The organism is Enterococcus sp. LJL51, from assembly GCF_054871795.1.
Map to the genome: position 1 here is coordinate 72,028 of NZ_JBTXLW010000013.1, position 24,093 is coordinate 96,120.

The following is a 24,093-nucleotide window of genomic DNA, read 5'->3' on the forward strand; positions in this document are numbered from 1 at the left end:
GATACTATCGGTAAAAATAGGGAATTGGATTTCTTGATATTGCCGTGACAATATTTTTTTACATAGAAGCCTATCAATCAAAGCTGGATTTTTGCTTTTCTTGATAGGCTTCTATTTGTTTTAACAATTAATTGTTATTGCTGACTTATTCATTTTGAAGAGCTGGTGGTTATAGGATAGGCAACCTCAATCTCAAATCCATTCTTAGCACCTTGTCTAAGCCCCGCATTACCGTTAGCATCAATCGTCACATCTGTTGACAAGCTGATTTTTGCCCGATTATTTTGAGACATATGCTGAATCTCATAAAAGAATACGCCTTGTTCATCCGCTTTTATCCAAGTTTCTCCGCCGTCATTGTTTTCTAGGTTTTCTACATAAACGTAGATGATTGTATTAGGATCAGTTGTGCCATTTAGTTGAAAGTTTCCGTCTGAGTCAGTAAAAACCTTTGTTCCAGAGGTGTAATCTTTCACGTTCATTGGGACACTCTTTTGCTGGATATTGCTTAGAACAGCTCCTGTCTCTTGGGTATCAGACCCACTGGTAGTATGTTTAGATTCCATATCGTCACAGCCTGTTAAAAAGGCAATGACCGCAAAAGGAAGCAATAGTATTTTTTTCATCGATAAGCTCCATTCTAGTTGATAAAATTTAAGCTGCTTATTCTTTATAGCCTGCGTAAAACTGTTTATAATAAACAAAAGTTCTTGTATTAATCAATTATAGCATGTTCTTACTTTGCTTTATGCAACAAGGTAGCGGCGTATTCAGCTGATTAGTGATTTCCTGCCGAAACATGCAGCAATAGCTGTGGCTATATCTATAAAATTTGTTTGACTTTGATTTTAGTGAACAGTAAATTGTAAGCAATAGAAAAATTTGAGGAGCAGCAATGATGGAAAGACAACTAACAAAACGAAATCTGTGGTCTTTTTCTTTAGGAACTGTCGGTAGAGATATGGCTGCGGCAGGCTTATTTACTAATTATTTATTGACCTATGTATTATTTACGAAGTCTCTGACGCCAATTCAATTTTCAGCCATCACAATCATCATGTTTTCCGCTCGTTTTTTTGATGCTGTCATTGATCCGATTTTGGGTAATCTTATTGATACGAGTACAAAGAAAAGTAAGTTCAAGCCGTTTATCCTTTGGGGTGCTCTGGGAACAGGGGTGATTGTCTCGTTTTCTTTTGCCAACACTCTGCAGGGCTGGCCGTATGTTGTCTTTTTCGGAATAATGTACGTTCTCTTTAGTATTTGTTTTTCGGTCAATGACATTGCTTATTGGGGAATGCTGCCGTCCTTAACAACTAGTCAGGATGGGCGTAACCGCTTAACATCGATGACCACCTTAATGGCGGGTATTGGTGCGTTTCTCTGCAGCTTTCTTGTACCGGTATTTACAGTTGGAGAACACGTTGTCGGTGGCAGCGCGGTAACTGGCTACGCCGTTATTGGTATTTTATTTTCAGTTATTATGCTGATTACACAAGGGATTACTTTGTTTGGTGTAAAGGAGGAAGTGGTTCCGATTCGCCCATCTCAAAAAACAAAATTTAGTATTAAAGAGATTGCCCGCATCATTCTTAAGAATGATCAGGCACTTTGGAGCGGAGTCATTCTTTTTATTTATATGATGGTTTCTACGTTTAGTACGACACTAGTGTCTACGTATCTGTATTTCAGTTTTGGTTACAATGGTCTTTTTCTTACCCTATTTAATATAGTGGGTCAATTTTCAGGTGCAGTAGTATTTATTATTTTTCCAATGCTGTCTCGTAAACTTGGACGGAAGCAGCTGATTAGAATGGCTGCCGCTCTTTCTGTTTCAGGGTACATTTTGTTGTTTCTATCAGGGATTCTTCTGTCTCCAGATTTGGGGATGATTAAGCTTGGAATCATGGCTGGAGCGAATATATTGCCGTCGATTGGCAATGGTGTATTCTACTTAGTTATTATGATTAATATTGCTAACTCAGTTGAATACAATGAATGGAAATATGGAACGCGGAATGAAGGCATCATTTTCTCAGTTCGTCCTTTTGTTACACAGCTGGGGATGGGCTTAGGACAGCTTCTTACTATGGCTGTATACTTAACAATTGGCATCCTAACTTCAACCAATCAAATTTCTGTGCTGGAGAATAAGGCTGCCCGTTCACAAATCTCATCTGTAGAGAAGACTGCTGGAATCCAAAGAATTATTGAGGCGGCTCCCGATATGAAAAGCACTCTTTTACTAGTATTTTTAACTGTGATTCCAATGCTTGGAATCACTATTTGCTACTATCTGTTTAATAAAAAAGGACTGCTTTCAGAGGCAGAATTTGATCAGTTGAATCAAGAGCTGATTAAAAGGAGGGAGCCCCTTGGTTAAGTGGATAATTATTTTGGTATTATTGTTTACCGCTGGTGTCTGTCTGGCTGCATTCAAAATGTATCGAATGGCTTTTAATCGTTCTGGGAATAGAGAAGAAGCGTTTGAGACAGATCATAATCTAATTGCTGCGCCAGCAGCAGAGCTTCTAAATCCAGTAAAGGAAAAGAAAGTAGAATGGCAAGAGACTTCAATTGAAAAAAGTGTCCAGCTTCAAAGTGTTGATGGGTTGCGTTTACAGGGCTATGTCTATCCTCAGAAGGAATCGAAACGCTGGGTACTCCTAGTGCATGGCTTTGGTGGTAACCATAAGGAAATGTTTGATAAAGCGCCTTATTTTGCAGAGCTGGGTTACAATCTATTACTGCCGGATAACCGCGCGCATGGTGAAAGTGAAGGGCAGCTTATCGGCTTTGGCTGGCAGGATCGGCTGGATATTCTAGTATGGATAAACTATTTAATCGAGCAGGAAAGTGAATGTGAGATTATTCTTTATGGCATTTCAATGGGGGCAGCAGCTGTGATGATGACATTAGGAGAAGAGCTGCCTCGACAGGTAAAGGCAGCAATTGAGGATTGCGGCTATTCGTCGGTTGGGGAGGAGCTTAGCTATCAGTTGAAGCAGATTTTTCACCTTCCGAGTGAACCGCTGCTGAGTATAGTTTCGTTAATCAACAAGCTAAGGCAAGGCTGGTGGTTAAAAGAAGGCAGCTCGGTGAGACAGCTAAGTAAAAATACACGGCCCACCTTATTTATTCATGGCACAGCAGATACCTTCGTCCCCTTTGAAATGTTGGAAAAAAATGTTCAGGCACAAAAAGGTCTGAAAGATACGCTGGTGATTGACAAGGCGCAGCATGGAATGGCAGGGATTGTTGGAGGAGAGACGTATTGGCAGACAATCAGAGAATTTTTGATAGAGTATACTTCTCTTAGTTAATATTGAATGAGGAAATAAAGAAATTTTGTTTGCTGATGAAGAATAAAGCTGCTGTTGTCTCATCTATAAGCGGAATCATTTGAGTTGTTCTTCAATAGAGTCGTAAGCAGTAAAATTTACTTTTTTTTAAATACTACTTATGATAAATGGCATTACTAGTATGTATGGGAGGAAATGATTATGGTTAGAAAAATATACAACTGTGAAAACGGCTGTTCCGTTGAATCTACACTACAGCTCATTTCGGGTCGCTGGAAAAGCGTGCTGCTTTATCATTTGATTTTAGAAGGCGATTATCGCTATAGTGAGCTGCAACGGATGGTTCCGGGAATTACCCGAAGAATGCTGTCGCTTCAGCTAAAGGATTTGGAAAGTGATGGTCTGATTGAGCGGAATGTACTTCAGGAGAAACCGTTGATGGTTTCCTATCACATAACAACATTTGGCTTGACGCTTAAACCAGTAATCGAAATGCTTTATAACTGGGGAGAAAGCTTTAATCAGATGAACACCGGCAAGTTGGAGGAAGAATGCTTAATTCGTTATCAGGAAAGCACAGGCTGAGAAAAATGCCTGTGCTTTTGTTTATGCTGTGAGTGGTCTGTTTGGAAATAGAGGAGTAACTGTTCAAAATAATTTAGTAATAATCTCTGCTATTTATCGAAATGAAAATAATGCCGTTTAAAATTAAAAGAAAAATGACAGATGGTTATGGAATCAATTTTAAGTGTAGAATGTTGGATTCTCGAAATGAGGATTTTATCAAACGTTTGATGATTGTGTAACAAAAAAATACTTAGCGTACTTTCTCAGAGAATCTATAAAAATACCCTATTAGAAGACGGCAACAGGAATAAATTTTTTTGAAAAGTTAAATAAGAGCTACAAGAAAAATACGTGTTGAAGAAAAGCGGATATCTGTTCTGGAGCATAGGCCGGCTTTTAATAAATAATGTAAATGAGGATTAATGCGTGATATGATAGAGTTAAGGTCCTATCTATAGAGAGTTGGGTGTTTGAACAGCTTAGAGATAATTCAAGAAAAGGTTGATTGTATGGAAGTGATTTTGTTCTAAAAGAAAAAGACTAGCAGAATGTGTTGCTATTTTTAATTGAAATAGATATTATTTTTTGAGTTTAAATAGCACTGTTCAATTGTTTTCAAAAGTAATCATTTGATACAAGGCAAAAATTTTCTCTAAATAGATAGATTGACTGGAAATAAGAAAGGAGTATCTAATGGAAATAGAATTCTTCATCAAAGTGATGATGTGGGATTAAAGGATGAGTTGAGTATGATGAAAAGCGAATGAAGGAATAACTTTTATCCAATAGTGTAAAGCTTTAAATGAAGAGTTGTGTAAGGAAATATTATTCCTGCTAACGAATAAACTTTAAAAAATAAGTAGTGGATCAATCAAAGATAGTCGTTCCAGTTATTGCCAAGTTGCCTGGAGGATTTTTAAAGTAAACACTAAAAGGTTTCTTAAGGATAGAAGTGAATAGTTTTACTAGAAAAGAATGAGGAGTATAGGATGAAAAAGATACAAATTGGAATGCTAACATTATTAGGTTTGATGGTGCTGTCAGCTTGTGGCTCCTCGGATGCGGATAAGAAGTCAAGCAATACTGAACCAAGCCTCACAGAGGAAACAAAGCAGTCTTCTAGTGAAGAAGTGAAAACTGAAGCCCTTCAAGAAAATGCACCGAAAATAACTCAAGATGAACTCAAAAATTTATGGGTTAATGCTATAGCAGGAAACACCTATGATGACAATTATATTGGAAATATTACGTACAACATTACGCCTGAAATGAACGAAGATACTTTTAGTATGGTTAAGGAATTTACTAAAGCTGTTTACAATAGTGATTATGATAATGCGGTTTTAGAAGAACAGACAGCCATAGATGAGCTAAAGCAGCATCTGCAGGGTGATGGAGCTGATATTTATTTTGAAACACTAGAATCATTACGAAACACTCAAAAAGAGTGGGTGAAAGAACTCAGGTCGGTAGAAACAAAGGAACAAGCCCTTGCGTTAAAAGAAAAGATTGATAATGATACCCAACAGTATTCTTCTGACTCAATGCAGTTGGGGATGGCTATGAGGCTTATTGTTCAAGAGAATGATTTTGGGTTATCTACAGAGGAACAAACGGTCTTTCTGACAGATATTATAAGGACGGCTACGGAGAAATATGGCGATCCAACTGATGCAGAAAGTATGGAGTAAAGCATTGTAAAAAGAGGTGCTTCCTTTCGATAAGTTTGAGCGGACTTTCTACTATGGGCTAGTAACTGGGAGAGAGCCTGAGCGAGGATTACAATAATTCCATAGGTATAACACAATGCAGGGATTGTGCCATAAGTTTGCCTCAGTCCCTTAAAACCGAATAACGTGAAAATCGGCGTTTTTGATTGGAGGGAAGAAACATGATTGCGAATATTGATGAACTATATGAAGCTTTAAAGGAAGTTATGGATGATAAAAAATGGTGGAATACGGACAATTTATGGGAAATTATGATTGGCGCAATTCTTGTCCAAAATACTAACTGGCGCAATGTTGATTATTCACTCCAGAACATCCAGTCAGAAGTGGGCTTTTTACCTGAAAAGATTTTGCTGCTGGAGGATCAGGAGTTGGAGAAACTTATTCGCCCAAGTGGTTTTTATAAAAATAAATCGCAGACCATTAAACGGCTGCTAAAATGGTTGAAAGCATATAATTTTGATTTAGAAGCTGTTGCGGCTATTGATTCTTCGAAGCTGCGGAAGCTGCTGTTGGAAATAAAAGGAATTGGGTACGAAACAGCAGATGTTTTATTGGTTTATGTCTTTAAAAAATCAGCATTTATTGCGGATAAATATGCGCAGCGTCTTTTTCAGTGTCTTGGGATTGAAGAGCACTTAAATTATCAGAAGCTGCAGAATATGATTCCGTGGTCGGAAACATATACAAGTGAGGCAGCTCAGAACTTTCATGGCTGGATAGTAGATTACGGACAGCAATATTTAAAAAATAAAGAGCTTTGGGAAACCGGTCCGCTCAGCACGTTTACACTGAAAATTATTTGAGTAATTTTTTTAATTGGAGGTATAAAAAAATTCCCTAATTTACATTGAAAATAATGTTGCGTATGATATAGAGGTTCAAGTGATGAACAGAAAAATCGGCGAAGCTGCTATTTCTGGCAGCCGTAATATCTATACCAACAGAAGAGGAGAATTTATATGAATGCCAACAAGGAAGAATTGCGTAATCAAATTTTGTCTGTACATAAGCGCCGCTTTGCAACAAAAGCTTTTGATTCCGAAAAAAAGATTTCAGCGGAGGATTGGGCGGTTATTTTAGAAGCGGGACGTCTATCGCCAAGTTCATTTGGTTATGAGCCATGGAAATTCCTATTGATTGAAAATGAAGCAGTCAAAGATGGGTTAAATGAGATTGCCTGGGGAGCTCAAAACAGCTTAAAGGGAGCCAGCCATTTTCTAATTGTGTTAGCCAGAAAGAATCTAACCGGCAATAGTACACATGTGAAGCATATGGTAGAAGATGTGTTTGGCGTACCGTATTCTGAAACTGCCCCTCAAACAGTCTTTTTCAATCAGTTTCAAAAAAATGACTTTCAACTGACAGATGAGCGGTCGTTGTTTGACTGGGCATCAAAGCAGACCTATATTACTATGGCAAATATGATGACAACCGCTGCATTTCTTGATATTGACAGCTGCCCAATCGAAGGATTCAATAAAGAAGCTGTGGAACAGTATCTATCCAGTCAGAATATAGTTAATCTTGATACATTTGGCGTATCATATATGGCTGGATTTGGCTATCGTGCACAAGATATTCCAGTAAAGAAAAGACAAGCCTTGTCTGATATTTATGAGGTTGTCGAATAAGTGATGTTCTCTTAAAATAACTTAAACTCCTGCATTCCAATAAATTGGGGCAGGAGTTATTTTAATTTTTTAACTTATTTTTACATTGAAGGTTTGCAACATAGCAATTTCTGTTTGTAATCTTATTTGATTTGTTGTATATTCCATTTGTGGAATATAAAGCGTGAGGGTGATATACTATGTCGTTAAAACATGGACTATTGGGTTTATTAAATGCTGGAGCGATGACAGGCTATGAGTTGGATCGTTCATTTAAACGGTCGCTTTCTTTTGTGTGGAAGGCTCAGACGAGTCAGATTTACCGAGAGCTTACAGCAATGGAAGCAAAGGGCTGGCTGGAGAGTCAACGGGTGGTTCAAGAAGAAAAGCCAAATAAACGGCTATATTCAATAACTGATGCTGGAAGAGAAGAATTGAATCGCTGGCTCTCAGTTCCCAAACCAGATATTGAAAAGGCTTTCGATGTGCGAAATGGATTTTTGATGCGTGTACTTTTAGCGGGAGAAACAACAAATGAAGAAGCTCTGGCTATGTTAGTGGCATTTCGTGAAAAATGTCTGCAGGATCTTTCGTCATATGGAGCGATTTATCAATCCATCCAATCCAGCAATAAGACGGAAGAAACGGCCAAGAGGGAAAAATACTGGATGCTGTCGGCGAAGTTTGGCGAAGGTCAATACCGTGCTGCGTTGGAATGGGTAGAGGAAGCGATTGACTTATTGAGGAGTGAAGAAAATGAAATATCCAGAAATTGATGATATTAAAAGTGCCTTGTTTATCCAGCCTCATCCTGATGATAATGAGATTGGTGCAGGGGGACTGATTGCCTATTTAAGAAAAAAAGAGATACCAGTTTATTCACTAACCGTTACAAAAGGAGATGGCGGAGGTGGTGATACTGCCCCAGAGATTATCAGCGGCATTAGAGCCAAAGAAGCACAGGAAGCGGCAAAAATACTGAATCAAACCTATTTAGGTAGTTTAGGCTATTCTAATGAACAGCTGGGAACGATAGATGAGATTGTACAGGATTTAGTCGAAGTTATCAGGAAATACCGTCCAGATGCTGTTTTTTCAGTTGACGGCAAGCTGGAGGATGAAATACATCCAGCTCATTTACGAGTAGGCGCTGCTGTAGATACAGCCTTTTTCAGAGCAGGGCAAAAGACCTATCCTTTTGGTCAGAAAAAAATGTATGACACTGCTTTTTCACCGCGAATATTAGGAAAATATTTTACAGAGAACGATAACACAATTTTGGATATTACAGACTATTATGCACTGAAGCTTAAGGCTATCAGCGCCCATCGTTCTCAAGTTAATGAGGAATTTCTGGCGATGCTGGAAGGCTATTATGAATTATTGGCAATGGAGACAGGTTATGAGAAAGCTGAACGCTTCAAGCTGCTTTTCAAAGAGCAGACACATGCCTTTGCTATTCCTAAAGCACTAAAAAAATATCTAGTTTAAAAAGCTGTGAAAATAAACCTTTCGAAAGGAGAAATAGAAAAATGAAAGATGCGGTATATTGGGTTGAGAAGTTTAAACAAAAAGAAATCAGTTTATCGGAGTACTATAAAGAGCTGGATCAACAGGTTCAAAAACTGAACCCAGCAGTTAACGGATTGGTTGAATGGGATTTTGAAGCAATTAGTAAAGAGGTCAAAGACTTCTCTATAGATGAACAATTGCCTTTTTCCGGCATGCCCTTCCCCTTAAAAATGCTAGGACAAGAGAAAGCCGGCTGGAAAGCGACTTTCGGCTCACATTTATTTTCGGATGCTCGTTCAAAGCGTACATCAAATTATGTGAAAAAGCTAGAACAGCTTGGCTTTATTGCTGCCGGGCAAACCAATTCTCCAGAATTCGGCTTTAAAAACATTACAGATCCAGTACTCTATGGTCCAGCCAGAAATCCGTGGAATCTGGACTATTCTCCTGGAGGGTCCAGCGGTGGAGCAGCGGCAGTCGTTGCCAGCGGGCTTTTTCCAATTGCCGGAGCAAGCGATGGAGGCGGCTCGATTCGAATTCCAGCAGCCTTTACTGGTTTGATTGGTCTTAAGCCCACCAGAGGTGCGATGCCGACAGGGCCAAACGGTTGGCGGGGCTGGCAAGGAGCAGCCATTGACTTTGCACTGACTGTTTCTATGCGGGATACAGAAAAGCTTTTCTACGGTATGAGAGGAATTCAAAAAGCAGCGCCCTATCAGCCGCCGCTTGCAGAATGGCAGTCTCATACAATCGATAGACCGCTGAAAATTGCTTATATAGCTGAATCTCCTGTGGGAACGGAAGTATCTAAGGATGCGCAGCAGGCGTTAAAACAAATGTTTAATGAGTTAAATCAGTTGGGGCACGATTTGACTGAAGTAGTCTATCCTGTTGATGGCGTCAGTCTAATCGAAAGCTACTACCTGATGAACGGGGCGGAAACCTCTGCAATGTTTGACGGCATGCAGCAGAAGCTTAAAAGAAAGCTCACAGCAGATGATGTGGAGCTGATAACCTGGGGACTTTATCAATATGGGGAACAGATACCTGTAAAAAAATACATTCATGCTCTTAATCTATGGGATCATGCAGCAGTTAAGATGGAGGAGTTATTTACTCAGTATGATTTGCTGCTGACGCCAACTACTGCCTATTCTGCGCCTGAAATTGATCAGGAGCTTCAAAGTGATGCCCAACGTGAAACATTGCGTCACGCAGAAGAACTAACTGAGGCTGAGTTGAAAGAATTGATCTATGAGATGTTTGAAAAGAGTCTTGCGCTGTCACCGTATACTCAAATAGCAAATATGACCGGTCAGCCAGCAATTAGCCTGCCTACTTACGTAACTGAAAATGGGCTGCCCCTCGGCATTCAATTTATTGCATCAAAGGGCCGGGAAGACCTGCTTCTTCATATGGGAAAACAACTGGAAAAAGAGCAGCTGTTTAAGCTGCCGAAGGTCTGGAAAAATACTTGAAATAAAAATGGAGGCCGAGACATAAATAAATTTCCAGATTTTTAGTATACCTAAATCCGAATAAACGGTGAGACAAAAACAACTTTTCCTATTTCCGAAGGTCTTGCTCCTACGGTTACTCGTCGCAGTTAAGTGCTGTGTGAGTGCTCCTGCGATTACTCGTCGCAGTTCAAAGCTGGTATGTCCTACTCACGCTTTTTCTATTTTAGCGGGGTAGTTTTGAAATCTTCCGGTATAGTGTATGCGATAGGGCTTTCACTGTTTAAGAGGGGCTCAGTCAACTGAATGGAAAAAGTCTCAGGAGTATGATACGGGTTAAAATAATACAGCTTATTTTTAGTATCGAATGCAGCACGATATTGCGTATAATCCATAGCTCCGTCATCTTTAATATTCACGCCTTTAGGAATGGTGACATTATCTAAAACGTGGAAAATAGCAGAGAGTGCACCATCTGTTGTTTCGGTATGGGAAATATTGTTTTTCAAATAAGCTGCGCGAACAAAGCGTTCAGGAGAAGTATAGCCGCCAGGCAGGCCATAAGTTCCAGAGCCTTGACCAAAAGGAGCTGCTGAAAAATTGCCAAATGTTTTTGGCAGATAATTTTCAGGCTGTAAAAACAGATAATTGTTTAAATTCTGCAGCTGCCACTCAAAACGGGGACTATTAGTCATGACCCCCACTGGATTGTTTTTAATCGTCAATGCTTGATCATGAGTTTCGATAATAATTGATTCACCGGAAGCATCTGTTACGATAAAGTGTAGGGGTAAAATAACGTTTAGCAGTTGGTTTTTGGCATTGATAATCGCAACCTCAGCGATTCTTGTTCTAAGTTCAGTGATACTGCTGATATTGCCGAGGGCCCACATGATGAACTCATGGGGAGCCAAAGAGAGCTTGCCAGGTCCAGCCGTTTCCACATAGGAAGCCTCGCCGGGAAAATATAATTCGGCAATTGCCAGCCCCTGCTCATTAACACCATCAGCAAATAGATAGGAATCCAGCTTTCTCCCTGTACCGACAAAGCCTAATGGAAATGTCAGATGTTCACCTAGATCTGTTGTAAAGAGATAGTTTCTCGGGATAACAACTGGATGGCCGTCTAGTTCAAAACCAAAATCCATTGTTCTGGCCAGGTATGTTGTCAGCTGGTTAGATAAAGTAATACTCGTACACATAAAAAAACCTCCTCTATGCTGAAAATTATACGTACTCTTATAAAAAATCTCAAAGAAAACAGTTAGCAAATAAGCGGAAACTGTACTGGAAAGGAAGTCGTGAGCCTGAAGCCGGTTCAGCTAAATAAAATAACGAAGAATAGTGGAGAGATTATTTGCTGATTTTTCACAGAAGCTGTATCCTATAGATGTTCAACATCTGTTGTCAAAAAGGCAGGGATTGTTTGGAGCTGCTCGCTGAGCAGGTGGTATAATGTGTCTAGCGGCAGATGTTGAAAGCTAAAGTAAAGGGGACAGGGGTATATGGATAAAGAAGCGGAATTTCAGGTTCCTCAGGAAATTATTGAGCAGCTGGAGTTTAATAAAAAAACAGAAATTGATTTAGATGTGGCTAACGGCAAAGTGATAATTCGAAAAAAGGAGAAGACTGCTGCCGGACAAACGATATCCTTACGAGGATTTATACTGCCAACATTATTGGCTACTCTTGTTTTTTTCCTGTTTTTCTATTTTAAAGAATACAAATATGTTCCCTTGGTAGGCCGTCTTTCTATCGGGGAGCTGGTAAGTACAGTAGGAGTGCTTACTGGAATCGCCACTCTGGTTTTTTCATTTATAGGAATAAAAAAAGGCCGAATTGTTTCACAGGCTAAAAACTTATATTGGCGAAATTTTCCTGCAATTGTGATTTCTTTTTCGATTATTCTATTTTTAGGCTCACTCTTTCTGTTTAAACTTCTAGGCTATATGTTTCCTGGGATTGCTTTTGATTTATTTACCTCTACACTGTTCTTCTTTTTAATTATGGCTATGGTGAATTACCTGATGATATATATAGTGATGGAGTTGTCGCCGATGCTTTTGACTAATATTTTAACCGTAGTGATTGTCGGCGGCGTTTTAGGCGCTATGCTGACAAATCGGGAAAAGCAGTGGTGGCAGCATAATTTTAGTTTTCTTGGAACGATGGAGGCGACTAGCAGATGGCAGTTTAATCTGACGCTGATTCTGTCTGCTGTTCTGATGATTGCATTAATCGACTATCTTTTTGTTAATCTAAAGCAAAGATACGGTGGTTTGCGGTTGTCGATTTTACGCTGGCTATTGATTCTTACAGCCCTTAATTTAGGTGGAGTAGGGGCTTTTCCATACAAAGAGCATTCGATTTCAGCAGTCATTCATAATCAGGTGGCTGCTAATCTGGTGTACCTGATTATTATCTTAATTATAGGGATGTACTGGCTGCTGCCCAAGGTTACCAAAGAATTTCAAATAACTTCTTATGTTATTATGGGATTTCTGGTTGCTACAGTTGTTCTTTTTCAGGTTGTTCATTATTTTTCATTAACAGCTTTTGAATTTGTGGCTTTTCTGATTGCATTTGTCTGGCTGTTGATGCTCTTCCAGTATCTGCAAAAGCTGGTGCTTGACAGTACACAAAGAGCTTATATTCCTGTGTATTTGAAAAATGACGAGAGGGAGCAGCGATGAGCAGCTTTGCTTATGTAAAAGAAAAGATAAATGGATAAATTATTTTATAAAGTGAGAAACACATGAAGAATTCGTGATGAATAACGGCTGAAAATTTTTGCTTGTGTTGATTATTAAAAGGCTGCAGCATATCGGTATATCGATGCTACAGCCTTTTATTTAATTTGCGAAGTGTCATTTTTAAGTGTTTGCTGGACGTTCATTACTGAATACCTTTTCCTTCTCTATAGTTTATGCATATGCTAATACCATTAAATTTATGTCCGGTGTGATACAGGTTTGAAGAGTGATTCGCTCACCGCCGCCGGTTCCAACTGTTAAGTCCCAATGGTTTGCGCCAGAAGCTAAGTCGTTTCCATAATCATCTACGGTCAGAATTGACTGGACAACATAGTCTGTCGAAGTCCCGGCACTATCTGTTACTGTGATAACACTGCCTGTGCTTAAGCTTAAAACAGAAGCAAATATTCCTGGATTGTGTCCAATAAAGTGAGTATTTTGACCATCTACCCCTGATTGAACGGCTGCTCCGCCCCAAGTTGAAGCAGTGCCATAAGGGTTGCCGTCGATAATTGCCTGACCGCTGCCTGTTCCGCCATTTTGATAAGGAATTGGAACGCCAAGAAAATTCAGTGTATTGGCACTGTAAACTGGCGCTGGCGGTTGAGTAGGTTCTGCCGGCGGGGTAGATATGGTTGGGATTTCTTCTTCTGCAATGGGAGCTTGACTGATTTCTGCTGGCGGTGTTTCAGGGATAGGTTCGTCGAGTGGGATGGCGGGCTCTTCTGGGGGAGGGGATTCGGCTATGATAATCTCATCAGCCACAATGATGGTTCGGTCCTTAGCGATGTGATTGCTGCTGCTGTCAGTTACGCTATAGGTTAGTGTATACGAGCCTGCACTTGAAGTGTTTACTTTACCTTTTACGACCACCTTTTCCTTAAGGTCGCCATCAACATTGTCTGTTACTGAAAGCTCTGACAAAGGATCAAATGGAGTGCCATGTGGAATCGTAAGATTTTTAAAAGTTAAGTCGGGGGGTGTTCTATCAATGAAGGTGATGACAGCCATATGCTTCTCGTAATTGCCGTTTTTTGCCATTTGTTTATAAAAGACATAGCGTTTTTGTGGTTTATCCGCCTTCAACAGCTGGTCACGTTCATCTTCAAGCTTAATCGTTTCTGGAGCTAATCTGAGCAGTTCATAGAAGCTGACTTCTTTTCCTACCTCAGCCCGTTCGTATCGAAGTGTTAGGGGAGCATCTGTTGTTTTTCCAGTTTGTGTTTCGGAAGCTGCGGTTGATTTGATAGAGGGAGACAAAATTAATGATGCCAGCCAGAAAAGATAACCTGCTGAAAATAGCAGACTGGCTATCAATCCCAGCTTTGCAAAACCCAGCTTTTTCATAGTGGTTCTTCCTTTCTTTTGATGAACGTAGTTATCTGACTATTCTAATAAATACATAGATTTCCCTCCTTTATAAAAAATAGTTAAAACCCAATCTTTAGAGAGGATGATAAACTTTCCCTAGTAGAAGTTTATCATTTTCATAGTTCATAATATATTTCTGAAACATTCAAAAAAGTTTATTATTTTTAAAAAAACTAAAAAATATAACAAAAATATATTTTTGTTATATTTTTATTTATTTATTTTTCCGTAAGTATAACAAACTATTTGCCATTTTTTTGATATAAATGTTAAACAAAAAAAAGAGATATCTTTAAAAAGTTTTTGAAAAAGTCTTTTTTCAAAAAAAACATCCAAAACTGCAAGAGTTTCGGATGTTTTCAAAAGATAAAGTTTTTTTCCTTATAAAGATATATAAACCGTTTTATAAAGCTCTTATTTTTACTCAGATAGTAGCTCGACTGCTTAAATCGTGTGAGAAAAATGATTTCTAACGAATTTAGCTATGCTTGTACTCTTGGGCTTTTCTTAACAGCCTGATGATTATTAGGTTGGAGCAAATTGACTGTTGTATAAATCTGCATAAAAGCTTTTCTGCGCCAGCAGCAGCTGATGATTGCCTTGTTCAATAATAGCACCATCCTTCATTACGAGGATTAAATCTGCATTTTTGATGGTAGATAAACGATGAGCAATGACAAAGCTGGTACGGTTTTCGGTTAGATGATCCATTGCTTGCTGTATCAATTTTTCTGTTCGTGTGTCAACACTGGACGTTGCCTCATCCAGAATAAGGATATCAGGATTAGCCAGAATGGCTCGTGCAATAGTCAAAAGCTGCTGCTGCCCTTGGGAAATCTCGCTTCCTTCCGAAGAGATAATTGTTTTGTAGCCATCAGGCAGCGTTCGGATGAAATGATCACATTGAGCAGCCTTAGCTGCTGTAATAATTTCCGGCATAGTCGCCTCTTGCTTGCCGTAAGCAATGTTTTCAGCGATTGATCCTTGGAATAGCCAAGTGTCCTGAAGAACCATCCCAAATTTTCTACGAATATCAGCGGCTGCGAATTGAGAGGTATCCATTTCGTCCACAGTGATTTGTCCGCCGCTTAATGGATAAAAACGCATTAATAGATTAATCATCGTTGTTTTTCCAGCTCCAGTCGGGCCCACAATAGCTACAGTCTGTTTTGGTTTTACAGTAAAATTGACATCCGTCATTAGCTGATTTTCCGATGTATAGCCGAAGGCAACCTTATGGAAAGCTACTTCTCCTTTTAGTGTTGCAGGAACAGGCAGCGGCTGAGTCGTTTCTACTTCTTCTGCAGCGTCGAGTATTTCAAAAATCCTTTCCATAGCAGCTAGGGCACTTTGTAAAGTATTGATGATATACGAAGCTTGAGTAATCGGTTCAGAGACTTGATTAATATATTGCAGGTAGGCTTGAATCAAGCCAATGGAAAGCTGACCGCTGATGACTAAAAAGCCGCCAACAACTGCACTAATAACAAAGCCAATCTGATTAATGAAACGGATGAGCGGATTGATTGCAAAACTAACAAACTGGGCTCGCTTAAACGCTTCAAACTGCTGATCATTCAGCGCAGTCATTTCCTGCTCTACTTCTTCTTGACGGTTATACGCTTTGATAACTAAATTACCAGAGTAATATTCCTCCGCTTTAGCTCCGACATCTCCAAGAGCCTGTTGATTGGCTGCAAAATAGACTTGATTGTGCATGGCTAGTTTTTTTGTTATATAGCTGCTGAGCACGAGAATAATCAAAATGCCAATAGTCAGTAATGGACTGAGTATCAACATAGTGACAACACCAAATAAAATGCTGATGACAGCTGTGATTAACTGCATCAAACCGACCTGCAGCACCTCAGAGACTTTGTCCAGATCTAGAATGGTTCGGCTGAGAATATCACCGGTCTTATGCTGATCATAGAAACCGATCGGCAGCCTATTTAGTTTGGCAGTAACTTGTTTACGTAGTGTAAGAGTCAAGGTTTCGCTCACACTAGCCATTGTATACTCCTGAAGCAGAGAGAAGAGACTAATCATTCCCCAGCTGACAAATAACAGGATAATGGGCAACTTGATATTAGTTAACATATTTTCTAGTGTAAAGCGGTTGGACTTGATTAAAAGAATCAAATTATCTAAGCCCCAGCCGACAATCAGAGGGGTGACTGCCATTAAGGCTGAAAAGCAGAAGGCTGAAAAAATGATTAAGATAAATTTTTTCTTTTGGATAATTAACAGCTGGAGTAAACGCCGACTGGTTTGTTTTAGTTCTTTTGGTGAATCGATAGTTTCTTTAGCTTGTTTTTGCGTCATGTCCATTCCCTCCTATTCCTTGTGATACAGCGAATTCCTGATAAGTTTTACAGCTGCTGAGAAGCTCGTCATGACTTCCGCGTCCGACAATCCGGCCTTCATCCAGAACGATAATCTGATCAGCGTCTTTGATTGTAGCAATTCGCTGGGCCACAATAACTACAGCTGCATCTTTTAGAAAAGTTTTTAACGCAGACCGCAGTTTGGCATCTGTTTGATAGTCCAATGCGGAAAAGCTATCGTCAAAAAAATATAAATCTGCTGGTTTAATTAAGGCTCTGGCAATACTTAAACGTTGTTTCTGTCCCCCAGAGAAATTGCTCCCTTTTTGAGCAACAAATGACTGGTATTGATTAGGTAATCCTTCAATAAAGGCTTTCGCCTGTGCAACTTCAGCAGTCTGTTTGATTTGCTCTGGCGTAGCCTGTGGGTTTCCAAATAAAAAGTTATCCATGATTGTACCACTGAAAAGCAGTGCCTTTTGCGGAACATAACTGATTCTCTCTCTCAGCTCCTGTTGTGTTACGCTGCGGATATCTGTATCCAAAAATTCAACGGTGCCTTTCGTAACATCCTTAAATCGTAACAGCGCTTTGGCAATAGTGCTTTTTCCTGATCCAGTTCCGCCAACAATAGCTGTAACCTGCTCCCGATGAATATCAAAGCTAATATCCTTTAAGACAGGTTCTTCTGCCCCCGTATAGGCAAAATCTGCTTGCCTAAAACTTGCTACCAGTGTGGTTTTTGCTGGTTTAAATGTTTCTGAACCATCTTCGATTTCATTTTCTTTATACAGAATCTCTTCAATCCTATGCAGGGAAGTCAGGGCTTTTGGAATCATCACAATAACCATTGCGGCCATCGTCAGAAACCATAAACTTAAGGTTGTGTATTCTATAATCGCGGTAATGCTTCCGACCGGAATCTGTCCCTCACCACTTAAAAAACCGCCGAAAAATAGAATAGCTGTCATTGATAAGCCCATGGTCAGGTTAACCATTGGATTAAGAACGGCAAAAAGGCGATTGACCTTAATCATGACCTGAGAATAGGTAGTGAAAGCTTGATCTGTCCGCTTTTTCTCGTGCTCTGGTGTATCAAATGCTCTAATTACTTTCACACCAGTATACATTTCACGAAGAATACGCATCATTTTATCCACATTCCTCTGCATAATTGCGGCCAGCGGAATTGCTTTTTTTATGACAACGCCGGCAACAATCGAAAACAATAAAATAGCAAGGAGAGGAATCCAAATCATTCGAGGTGAAACAGCTCCAGTTAAGATAATAGAAGCTAGAACAATTAAAGGTGCCGGCAAAATCATTTGAAGTGTCATCATCAGTATCTGCTGAATATTATTGATGTCACTGGTGCTTCTTGCTAATAATGTCGGCGTACCAAATTCCTCAACATCTGTAATCGATAGCTCTTGAGTTTTTCTGAAAAGCTTTTCTCGTAAAAAATGACCAAATTTACCGGCCAGATGAGCAGAATAATAACTGGTTAGGATGGAAAGAATCCCTGTCAGCAATGCCGCTAAAAGCATCCATCCGCCATATTGAAGGATGGCTTGTTTATTTTGTACCAGTATTCCGTCATCGATAATACTTGCTACAAAATGGGGAACCAGAAGTGTTCCAAAAGACTGCAGCGTCATTAAAATAACCACTCCGAAAATCATGCTGGAATAGTTCTTAGAAAACAGCTTGAATTGTTTCATTATTTTTCCTCCTAAAATCGACATACCATGTTAGAATAAACTGTAACGTAACGTTACAGTCAACCCTTTGGAGATGATTTTTTGAAAAAATATTTATCAGTTAGCGAAATGGCTGAATATGCTGGAGTAAGCCGACGAACATTGATTTACTATGATCAGATAGATTTATTTAAACCGAAAAAAACAGGTGATAATGGCTACCGTTATTATAGCTTTGATCAGTACGCAGAACTGGATGTTATTCTCATTTTGAAGGCACTCAATATGTCATTAGAAGACATAGCTGCTTTTCTGAAGCAGAGAAATCCTGAATATACGTTAAAAGAACTAGGCGTTCAACGGGAAAAGGTGAGAGAACGAATCACGAATCTTAAGCAGATTGAAGGAGTACTGGATGAGTATATTCACCGCTATGAAAAAATTCGATCAGTGGATTTTGAGGTGCTGACTTATGATTATCGGGAGAAGGAATATTATGTTGTCTCTGATATGATTGACCACACAGATGAACCATCGGCGTTTCAGGTCTATTCTCATTTTTATTCCCTGATTCAGTCCAGAGATATTTTTAGCGGATACCCCATAGGTTTTTTGACTGAAGGAAGTGCCTTTGAGCAACGGGATATTCACTCCTCTCCTTATCGGGCTTTAATCAGAATTCCCGAAGAAAGGCGGAAAGTATATCCAAATAATCTGGTTATTGAAAAGCCGGCTGGCTACTATGTTTCGGGTTTTGTCAGAGATGATATCCATCATCTGGTAAATTTTTCTGAACGCTTCAAAAAATACTTAAATGAACAGAATCTAGTTATCAATGGAGATATTTGGGAATTGATGTGGCAGGATGAGGTAGCAACAGCTAGCAAGGAGCAGCAGATTTTTGAGGTTATGCTGCCGGTTAAAAGCATGAATTGAGCAATAGGATAGTGCTAACTGGAGATAAAGGGCTGTTTTTATTATGACAAAAATATACTGACAAAAGAAGGATTCTTTCTTACAAATTTTATTAAAATATGTTTAAAAAAGTAAATAGTTTTTGAATAGATTGAGTAGGTAGTAAATCAGTTTCGGAAGCTTTCTAAGAGTTCTCCATGTAGTAGGAGGACAAAGAGTTTGAGATATAACTAAATGTCCAAACTCGGACTTCTCTAACATCCGAATAAACAGTGGGACAGAAGCAACATACTGCAATTCGTTCCGATAGCATCAACTTCTAAGCGCTAAAAGCACTAAGAGTTGAAGTTTTCGGAAATCAGCCGAATTTTTCAAAGTTTAGCACTTCTGTCCCATCCTCATTCCTCCTGTTGTATTTTTCATAAAACCTGCTATTATTTCGATTGATTTTAGCTTATTATAGTAGAAAAGGAGCAACTAAAAAGGGAGTAATGGCGTATGAAGAATATTCAACTAATAAGTAGAAAGAAATATAATTATCCATTGGTGTATGAGTGGATGGAACCAGGAGTTTATCGCTTTTTAGGAGAAGATGATTTAGTAGACAAGGGTAGTTTTGTATTGTCAATGTCGTTTGAGCTGGAAGAAGAATTAGGAGAAGCAGAAGACCATCAATACCCCTTAGAGGATATTCTGGATAAATATGGTGCATTTGTTTCCGAAGTAATTGAGGACAACAATAATACTTCAGTGATGAAGCTAGAGCTGTCAACAGGGGACGACCTGGCAAATATTCAAAAGCTAAAAGCTTTGGCCGGACGTCATGTTTATAATAAAGAGCGCACAGAGAATGGACAAGTCTTTATTGATTTAATGATTGACTGAAGTTGTGAAAATTATCTTATGGTAATAAATTATTGAGGTATAAAAAACGATTTTGCGGATAGAACATAAGGGATAGCGTATAATACCGCTCAAGAGGTATTTGTATGGTTTTAAAGTGACTGTCAAAGTTTTCATTGTTTTAGCAGCAGTTTTAATCAATAATAGAAGAATAGAACGAGGAGTTTTTAGGAGGAAATAAAATGAAAAAAGTGATAATGGGGTTAAGCTTGTGTTTGCTAATGGGGCTGACAGCCTGCTCAAATGGAGGTAAAAAAAATACTACAGATGAAACAACCACATCCAGTAGTATAAGTAAGGAACAGAGTGAGAAATACGAAGCAGCAATAGATGATGGAAAACAAGCAATTGTTGATAAAGAAATCAGCAAAGCAGTAGCTTCTTTTCAATTGGCATTAGAATATAAGACTGATGATAGAGAGGCCAATCAGCTCATATCACAGGCCGAGCTGTATCAAGAGGCGCTTGCCTTAACAGAAGACAAAGAGTACGCTCAGGCACTCAAAAAGCTGACAAAACTAAAAGAAACACGAGGTGGTTCAACCGCTTTGAAGCAATATGGAACTAATCTAACGGATAAAATCAGTAAAGAAGTAAAAGCTGAACGGGAAGAAACGAAGAAACGGAAAGCTACCGAGGAAAGTAAGCAGGCAGAAAAAGAAAAGAACTCTACTGAAGAAAGCAAAGAAGCAGAGAAAAAAGAAGAAACAGATCCTTCGAAAGAAGCAGCTCCTGCAGCTAATTCATTATGGAATGCACAAAAGAGCAGTGCTCTAGGCGCATTCATGATAAGCTGGGGTCAAACAATGGGACAGGCGTATATAGAATATTCCCCATCTTCTGAACTGGACTACTATGGAGTTAAATTCCCTAGTACGTTTGCGGCTGGGAATATTGCTGTAAACGGCGCTCCAGCCAGTGTACAGTGGTCTACTGACGGTTCTGCAAGCAATGTTTACAATGTTGTGGCTATTTACTCAGATGTTCATACTACAAGTGCTATGGAAAGACATTTATACCTGTTTGCCATCTATAATGGTCAGCCGGTTGCTCTGGTGACTATGCAAAATCAAGGGAATAACGAAAACCTAATTTATTTCACACCAACACAAAATGCCGACCTAAGTAATGGATTTGCGCAAATTATCGGCGGCTAGTTAAATAAGCTGTTATGAAAAAACTCATTTTTTATGAGTTTTTTCTTTGCGTTTAGGTGATTAAATGTCTGGGATTGAAAATAAATTCCAATCATTCTGATAGTGAACCTGTCTGTTTTTTTTAGGTAAGGGATGAGATTAAATTAGTAACGGCTGCTTCTAAAATATAAATAAAAGCAGGCAGTAAAAAAAATAAATTTTTTGTTGACAAAAATAAAAGAGAGGTGTATTATGAAAATATAAATAAACCGACAGACGGTCTATGGAGAACAGCAAATTATTCTTTTGCATCACCTCAGCATATGTTGAGGTGAAAAATATCTCAAAAAACGACAGGCAGTCGGTCTTGTGAATAGGAGGAAAAATGATGAATCATACACAAACAATTAACACAGTCGCTGAAAGAAGCCAAGTTGATCCGCAAACCAGTGAAGCTGTAATTAAAAGCTACGAACGGTATTGCGGAAGCAATATTACACGAACATCAAGTAAAAACATGAAAGCGATTATCAGCTTTATTGCAGAGGATTCTTCGGTTGATATGTGGCAGGCAGAATCTGTAATGACGGAACTATTTGCGCTACTGAAAGAACAAGCAAAGAAAAAAATTCCATTTTTTAAATAGGAGTAATCAAAAAAACAAAACAAAAGATAAGGGGAAAAAGAAAATGATGAGAACAAAAGTAATGGTAGGAATACTTGGAGCAATCACATGTTTAGGGTTAGTGTCTCAAGCAGCAGAAAAAGAACTAAACAAAGAAGAGATTAAAAGTTATATAGTAAATAACTTCAAAGAACACGATGAGCGTGATGCATTGATTGACTTTGATAATGATGAAAAGGAAGAACATACATTTTTAGAATGGTTAGGCTTTTAAAGAGCAGCCAAGCAGACACCCTTGAACGACTCTTCAAGGGTGTCTGTTGGTTCCTAACTAGGATAGACACGTTTTTTTAATCCAAGTAGCGTGACATTAGCTCCATATGGTGCATGACAGCAGCCTTACGCATGACTCCCATCCCGGGAAATTTATTTTTTGCAGCGGTCTTCAGTAATAGCTGCAAGCCCGCAGTTACCTGAGAACCGCATAAGATCGTCAGCCAGCGGGTCACTTCCTCCATTAGCTCGAAGAATTTTTCTTTTTGAGAAGGAGCCTCTTCGCTGGAAAGAAAATGGTGGATACGCAGGATATTCTGCTCAAAATAGACAAGATGGAGGCTTAAAATTTTTGAGGGATAGCTATGCTCGTAGTAAATTCGGCTGTCGATAGAGAAATCGCTGAATCCCAAAAATCCTTTTTTATGAAATGTAAGATGAGTTGTTGAAAATAGCTCATCTGGGCATTCCTGATAAAAAAACGTTTTTGGAAGTCGAGTAAAGCCATCCTGAGATAGGATCTTTTCTCCTTGAACTTTATTCAGAAGACGGAATTCTTCAGGAACAACAACTTTATATCGCCCCTCTTGCCAGTCGCTAATCATAACAGGCTGGGCTTCATGAACAATTAGCAGAGGAGGGACTACTTCAATGGTTTCTATCGGCTGTTCAATAATTAATGCTTTTTCGCTCGAAGCAGCTTGAAGCTGCCGCAGCCCTTCCTCTGTGAGGAAATCACCGCTCAGCGGATTTTGAATAAGGTAGAATAGATAATTCTTTTGTTGAGCTAGAGCAATAAATTTTTTCAGTGCGTTGGAATTCTTCACTGGTTCGATAATCGGCAGAATTTTTCGGGATAATAAATCATTTTCCAAAAGAGCGGTCAAAGCCAGTAAATCAAACTGCTTTCCTCTAAAATAGGGATAGTACATCAGCTCTCCTCCAATAAACGCTTTTCCAACTCAAAGTAAGCCGCTCTAGTTGCTTCCAGCTCTTCCTTCAATGCCTCGACCGCCTGTTCATTGACATCTTCGATGAATCGGTCGTAAAAATTGATACCGCCGCCAAATAAATCATATTCAGGCTGCCTTTTTTTTAGCTCTTTATAAAGCTGGTCTGTGGAAAAAACACGTAATCCCCGAGCGGTTTGTTTTGCTTTTCCTACTTCTCTGGCTTGGGCACCAATCAGGCGAAAAATCAATGCTTGTTCATTAACCATCAGTTCTTGACGCTGAGGCTTTTTTTCAATTGTAAAGTAGCCGGGCAATGTCTGAGAATCTGGTGAAAGATATTGATGGTAGACCATTAGGCCGATATGAGCGGGAATCTCTTCTTTTACTTTTTCAGCCAGTGCCTCAGGAAGAACAAAATAATTATAGTTTCCTGCAAAGGAAAGCTTAGCATTGGAACGAAAGTCGGCTTTACTAACCTTTAGCTCATAACAACGCCATTCAAACTTGTTGTCAGCCAGCAAACGGCAGCTCAATGTATCGACAATACCCTGATCCTCCGGCATAGTAACCTCTTCGACAACAATATCGCCATTTTCCCGGCAATAATAATAAAGCACCTCTTCCATCTGCAGCGTTAGGGATGTTTTCATGAGCAGCTCCTTTAAAACTTTTTTATCTACTATAAAACATATGTTCGTAAAAAGAAAGAGCTTTTAATCTTTTTTAAACAAGAAGAAATAAAAAAAAGTTGCTGAAAAAGCCTTAAAAAAACAAAAGCAGAAAATTCTTTTTTTGTTTTTTTCTATAAGTTCATTTAAGGTAGTAGGGTAGCGCTAATTGATTTACTATTATTTTGTAAAAAATAAAAAACATATTATAAGAAACGGAACTATTGGTTGCCTAATGTAGCTAATCTGAAATATTCTTGTAATATTTCTATGTTTGAAATGAAATAT

The 24,093-nt window shown here is 39.0% G+C and carries 22 protein-coding genes; 15 read left to right on the forward strand and 7 right to left on the reverse strand.

All coding sequences use genetic code 11. The features are described from left to right. Window positions 1-149 precede the first annotated feature (149 nt). Complete coding sequence (locus ACYSNQ_RS12445; protein ID WP_426083823.1) at window positions 150-626, reverse strand: hypothetical protein; 477 nt, start codon at window positions 624-626, stop codon at window positions 150-152. Between the two features lie 272 nt (window positions 627-898). Between ACYSNQ_RS12445 and ACYSNQ_RS12450 the strand changes: the two genes are divergently transcribed. The 9 genes from ACYSNQ_RS12450 to ACYSNQ_RS12490 all read left to right on the forward strand — a co-directional run bounded on the left by ACYSNQ_RS12450 (window position 899) and on the right by ACYSNQ_RS12490 (window position 10,202). After that, entirely contained in the window at window positions 899-2,383 is a 1,485-nt protein-coding gene (locus ACYSNQ_RS12450; RefSeq protein WP_426083825.1) for an MFS transporter, read from the forward strand. Beyond that, window positions 2,376-3,323, forward strand: coding sequence for an alpha/beta hydrolase (locus ACYSNQ_RS12455; protein WP_426083827.1), 948 nt, complete (start codon window positions 2,376-2,378; stop codon window positions 3,321-3,323). Before ACYSNQ_RS12450 ends, ACYSNQ_RS12455 begins: the two co-directional genes overlap by 8 nt. Window positions 3,324-3,503: 180 nt before the next feature. Then, on the forward strand, window positions 3,504-3,887 hold the full coding sequence (locus ACYSNQ_RS12460) for a winged helix-turn-helix transcriptional regulator (RefSeq protein ID WP_426083829.1): 384 nt from the start codon (window positions 3,504-3,506) through the stop codon (window positions 3,885-3,887). 971 nt (window positions 3,888-4,858) lie between these two features. Then, entirely contained in the window at window positions 4,859-5,560 is a 702-nt protein-coding gene (locus ACYSNQ_RS12465) for a hypothetical protein (RefSeq protein ID WP_426083831.1), read from the forward strand. A gap of 200 nt (window positions 5,561-5,760) precedes the next feature. After that, window positions 5,761-6,405 (forward strand): endonuclease III domain-containing protein, encoded by a 645-nt coding sequence (locus ACYSNQ_RS12470; protein WP_426083833.1) that lies wholly within the window; start codon window positions 5,761-5,763, stop codon window positions 6,403-6,405. Window positions 6,406-6,561: 156 nt separating this feature from the next. Next, complete coding sequence (locus ACYSNQ_RS12475; RefSeq protein ID WP_426083835.1) at window positions 6,562-7,233, forward strand: NAD(P)H-dependent oxidoreductase; 672 nt, start codon at window positions 6,562-6,564, stop codon at window positions 7,231-7,233. Window positions 7,234-7,412: 179 nt separating this feature from the next. After that, window positions 7,413-7,988, forward strand: coding sequence for a PadR family transcriptional regulator (locus ACYSNQ_RS12480; RefSeq protein ID WP_426083837.1), 576 nt, complete (start codon window positions 7,413-7,415; stop codon window positions 7,986-7,988). After that, window positions 7,969-8,703, forward strand: coding sequence for a PIG-L deacetylase family protein (locus ACYSNQ_RS12485; RefSeq protein ID WP_426083839.1), 735 nt, complete (start codon window positions 7,969-7,971; stop codon window positions 8,701-8,703). The genes ACYSNQ_RS12480 and ACYSNQ_RS12485 overlap by 20 nt, the downstream gene beginning before the upstream one ends. Window positions 8,704-8,744: 41 nt before the next feature. Further along, window positions 8,745-10,202 carry an amidase gene (locus tag ACYSNQ_RS12490; RefSeq protein ID WP_426083841.1) on the forward strand — a complete coding sequence of 486 codons (1,458 nt, stop codon included), beginning with the start codon at window positions 8,745-8,747 and terminating at the stop codon, window positions 10,200-10,202. Between the two features lie 200 nt (window positions 10,203-10,402). Here ACYSNQ_RS12490 and ACYSNQ_RS12495 read toward each other — a convergent pair whose 3' ends face one another. Beyond that, complete coding sequence (locus ACYSNQ_RS12495; protein ID WP_426083843.1) at window positions 10,403-11,383, reverse strand: choloylglycine hydrolase family protein; 981 nt, start codon at window positions 11,381-11,383, stop codon at window positions 10,403-10,405. Between the two features lie 303 nt (window positions 11,384-11,686). Here ACYSNQ_RS12495 and ACYSNQ_RS12500 point away from each other — a divergent pair, with 303 nt between their 5' ends. After that, on the forward strand, window positions 11,687-12,874 hold the full coding sequence (locus ACYSNQ_RS12500) for a DUF998 domain-containing protein (RefSeq protein ID WP_426083845.1): 1,188 nt from the start codon (window positions 11,687-11,689) through the stop codon (window positions 12,872-12,874). A gap of 231 nt (window positions 12,875-13,105) precedes the next feature. On the opposite strand, the gene ACYSNQ_RS12505 is transcribed toward ACYSNQ_RS12500, so the two are convergent. The 3 genes from ACYSNQ_RS12505 to ACYSNQ_RS12515 form a co-directional block, all read right to left on the reverse strand. After that, entirely contained in the window at window positions 13,106-14,281 is a 1,176-nt protein-coding gene (locus ACYSNQ_RS12505) for an immunoglobulin-like domain-containing protein (RefSeq protein ID WP_426083847.1), read from the reverse strand. Window positions 14,282-14,830: 549 nt separating this feature from the next. Then, entirely contained in the window at window positions 14,831-16,636 is a 1,806-nt protein-coding gene (locus tag ACYSNQ_RS12510) for an ABC transporter ATP-binding protein (RefSeq protein ID WP_426083849.1), read from the reverse strand. Continuing rightward, window positions 16,611-18,353: an ABC transporter ATP-binding protein gene (locus tag ACYSNQ_RS12515; protein ID WP_426083851.1), complete on the reverse strand. Its 1,743-nt coding sequence runs from the start codon at window positions 18,351-18,353 to the stop codon at window positions 16,611-16,613. Before ACYSNQ_RS12515 ends, ACYSNQ_RS12510 begins: the two co-directional genes overlap by 26 nt. Window positions 18,354-18,434: 81 nt before the next feature. On the opposite strand from ACYSNQ_RS12515, the gene ACYSNQ_RS12520 reads away from it, so the two are divergent. From ACYSNQ_RS12520 to ACYSNQ_RS12540, 5 genes are all read left to right on the forward strand, one after another. Further along, window positions 18,435-19,268 (forward strand): MerR family transcriptional regulator, encoded by an 834-nt coding sequence (locus ACYSNQ_RS12520; RefSeq protein WP_426083853.1) that lies wholly within the window; start codon window positions 18,435-18,437, stop codon window positions 19,266-19,268. Window positions 19,269-19,745: 477 nt separating this feature from the next. Next, entirely contained in the window at window positions 19,746-20,132 is a 387-nt protein-coding gene (locus tag ACYSNQ_RS12525) for a hypothetical protein (protein ID WP_426083855.1), read from the forward strand. A gap of 200 nt (window positions 20,133-20,332) precedes the next feature. Continuing rightward, the gene (locus ACYSNQ_RS12530; protein WP_426083857.1) at window positions 20,333-21,307 is read left to right on the forward strand and encodes a DUF4767 domain-containing protein; all 975 of its coding nucleotides are present in this window, start codon (window positions 20,333-20,335) and stop codon (window positions 21,305-21,307) included. A gap of 367 nt (window positions 21,308-21,674) precedes the next feature. Next, the gene (locus ACYSNQ_RS12535; RefSeq protein WP_426083859.1) at window positions 21,675-21,932 is read left to right on the forward strand and encodes a hypothetical protein; all 258 of its coding nucleotides are present in this window, start codon (window positions 21,675-21,677) and stop codon (window positions 21,930-21,932) included. Between the two features lie 43 nt (window positions 21,933-21,975). Then, window positions 21,976-22,185: a hypothetical protein gene (locus ACYSNQ_RS12540; protein ID WP_426083861.1), complete on the forward strand. Its 210-nt coding sequence runs from the start codon at window positions 21,976-21,978 to the stop codon at window positions 22,183-22,185. A gap of 76 nt (window positions 22,186-22,261) precedes the next feature. Here the strand turns inward: ACYSNQ_RS12540 and ACYSNQ_RS12545 are convergent, their stop codons facing one another. Together ACYSNQ_RS12545 and ACYSNQ_RS12550 are read right to left on the reverse strand one after the other, a co-directional pair. Continuing rightward, a complete protein-coding gene (locus ACYSNQ_RS12545) occupies window positions 22,262-23,116 on the reverse strand; it encodes a sce7725 family protein (RefSeq protein WP_426083863.1) in 855 nt (284 codons plus the stop codon). Then, complete coding sequence (locus ACYSNQ_RS12550) at window positions 23,116-23,787, reverse strand: hypothetical protein (protein WP_426083865.1); 672 nt, start codon at window positions 23,785-23,787, stop codon at window positions 23,116-23,118. Before ACYSNQ_RS12550 ends, ACYSNQ_RS12545 begins: the two co-directional genes overlap by 1 nt. Window positions 23,788-24,093: the final 306 nt, after the last annotated feature.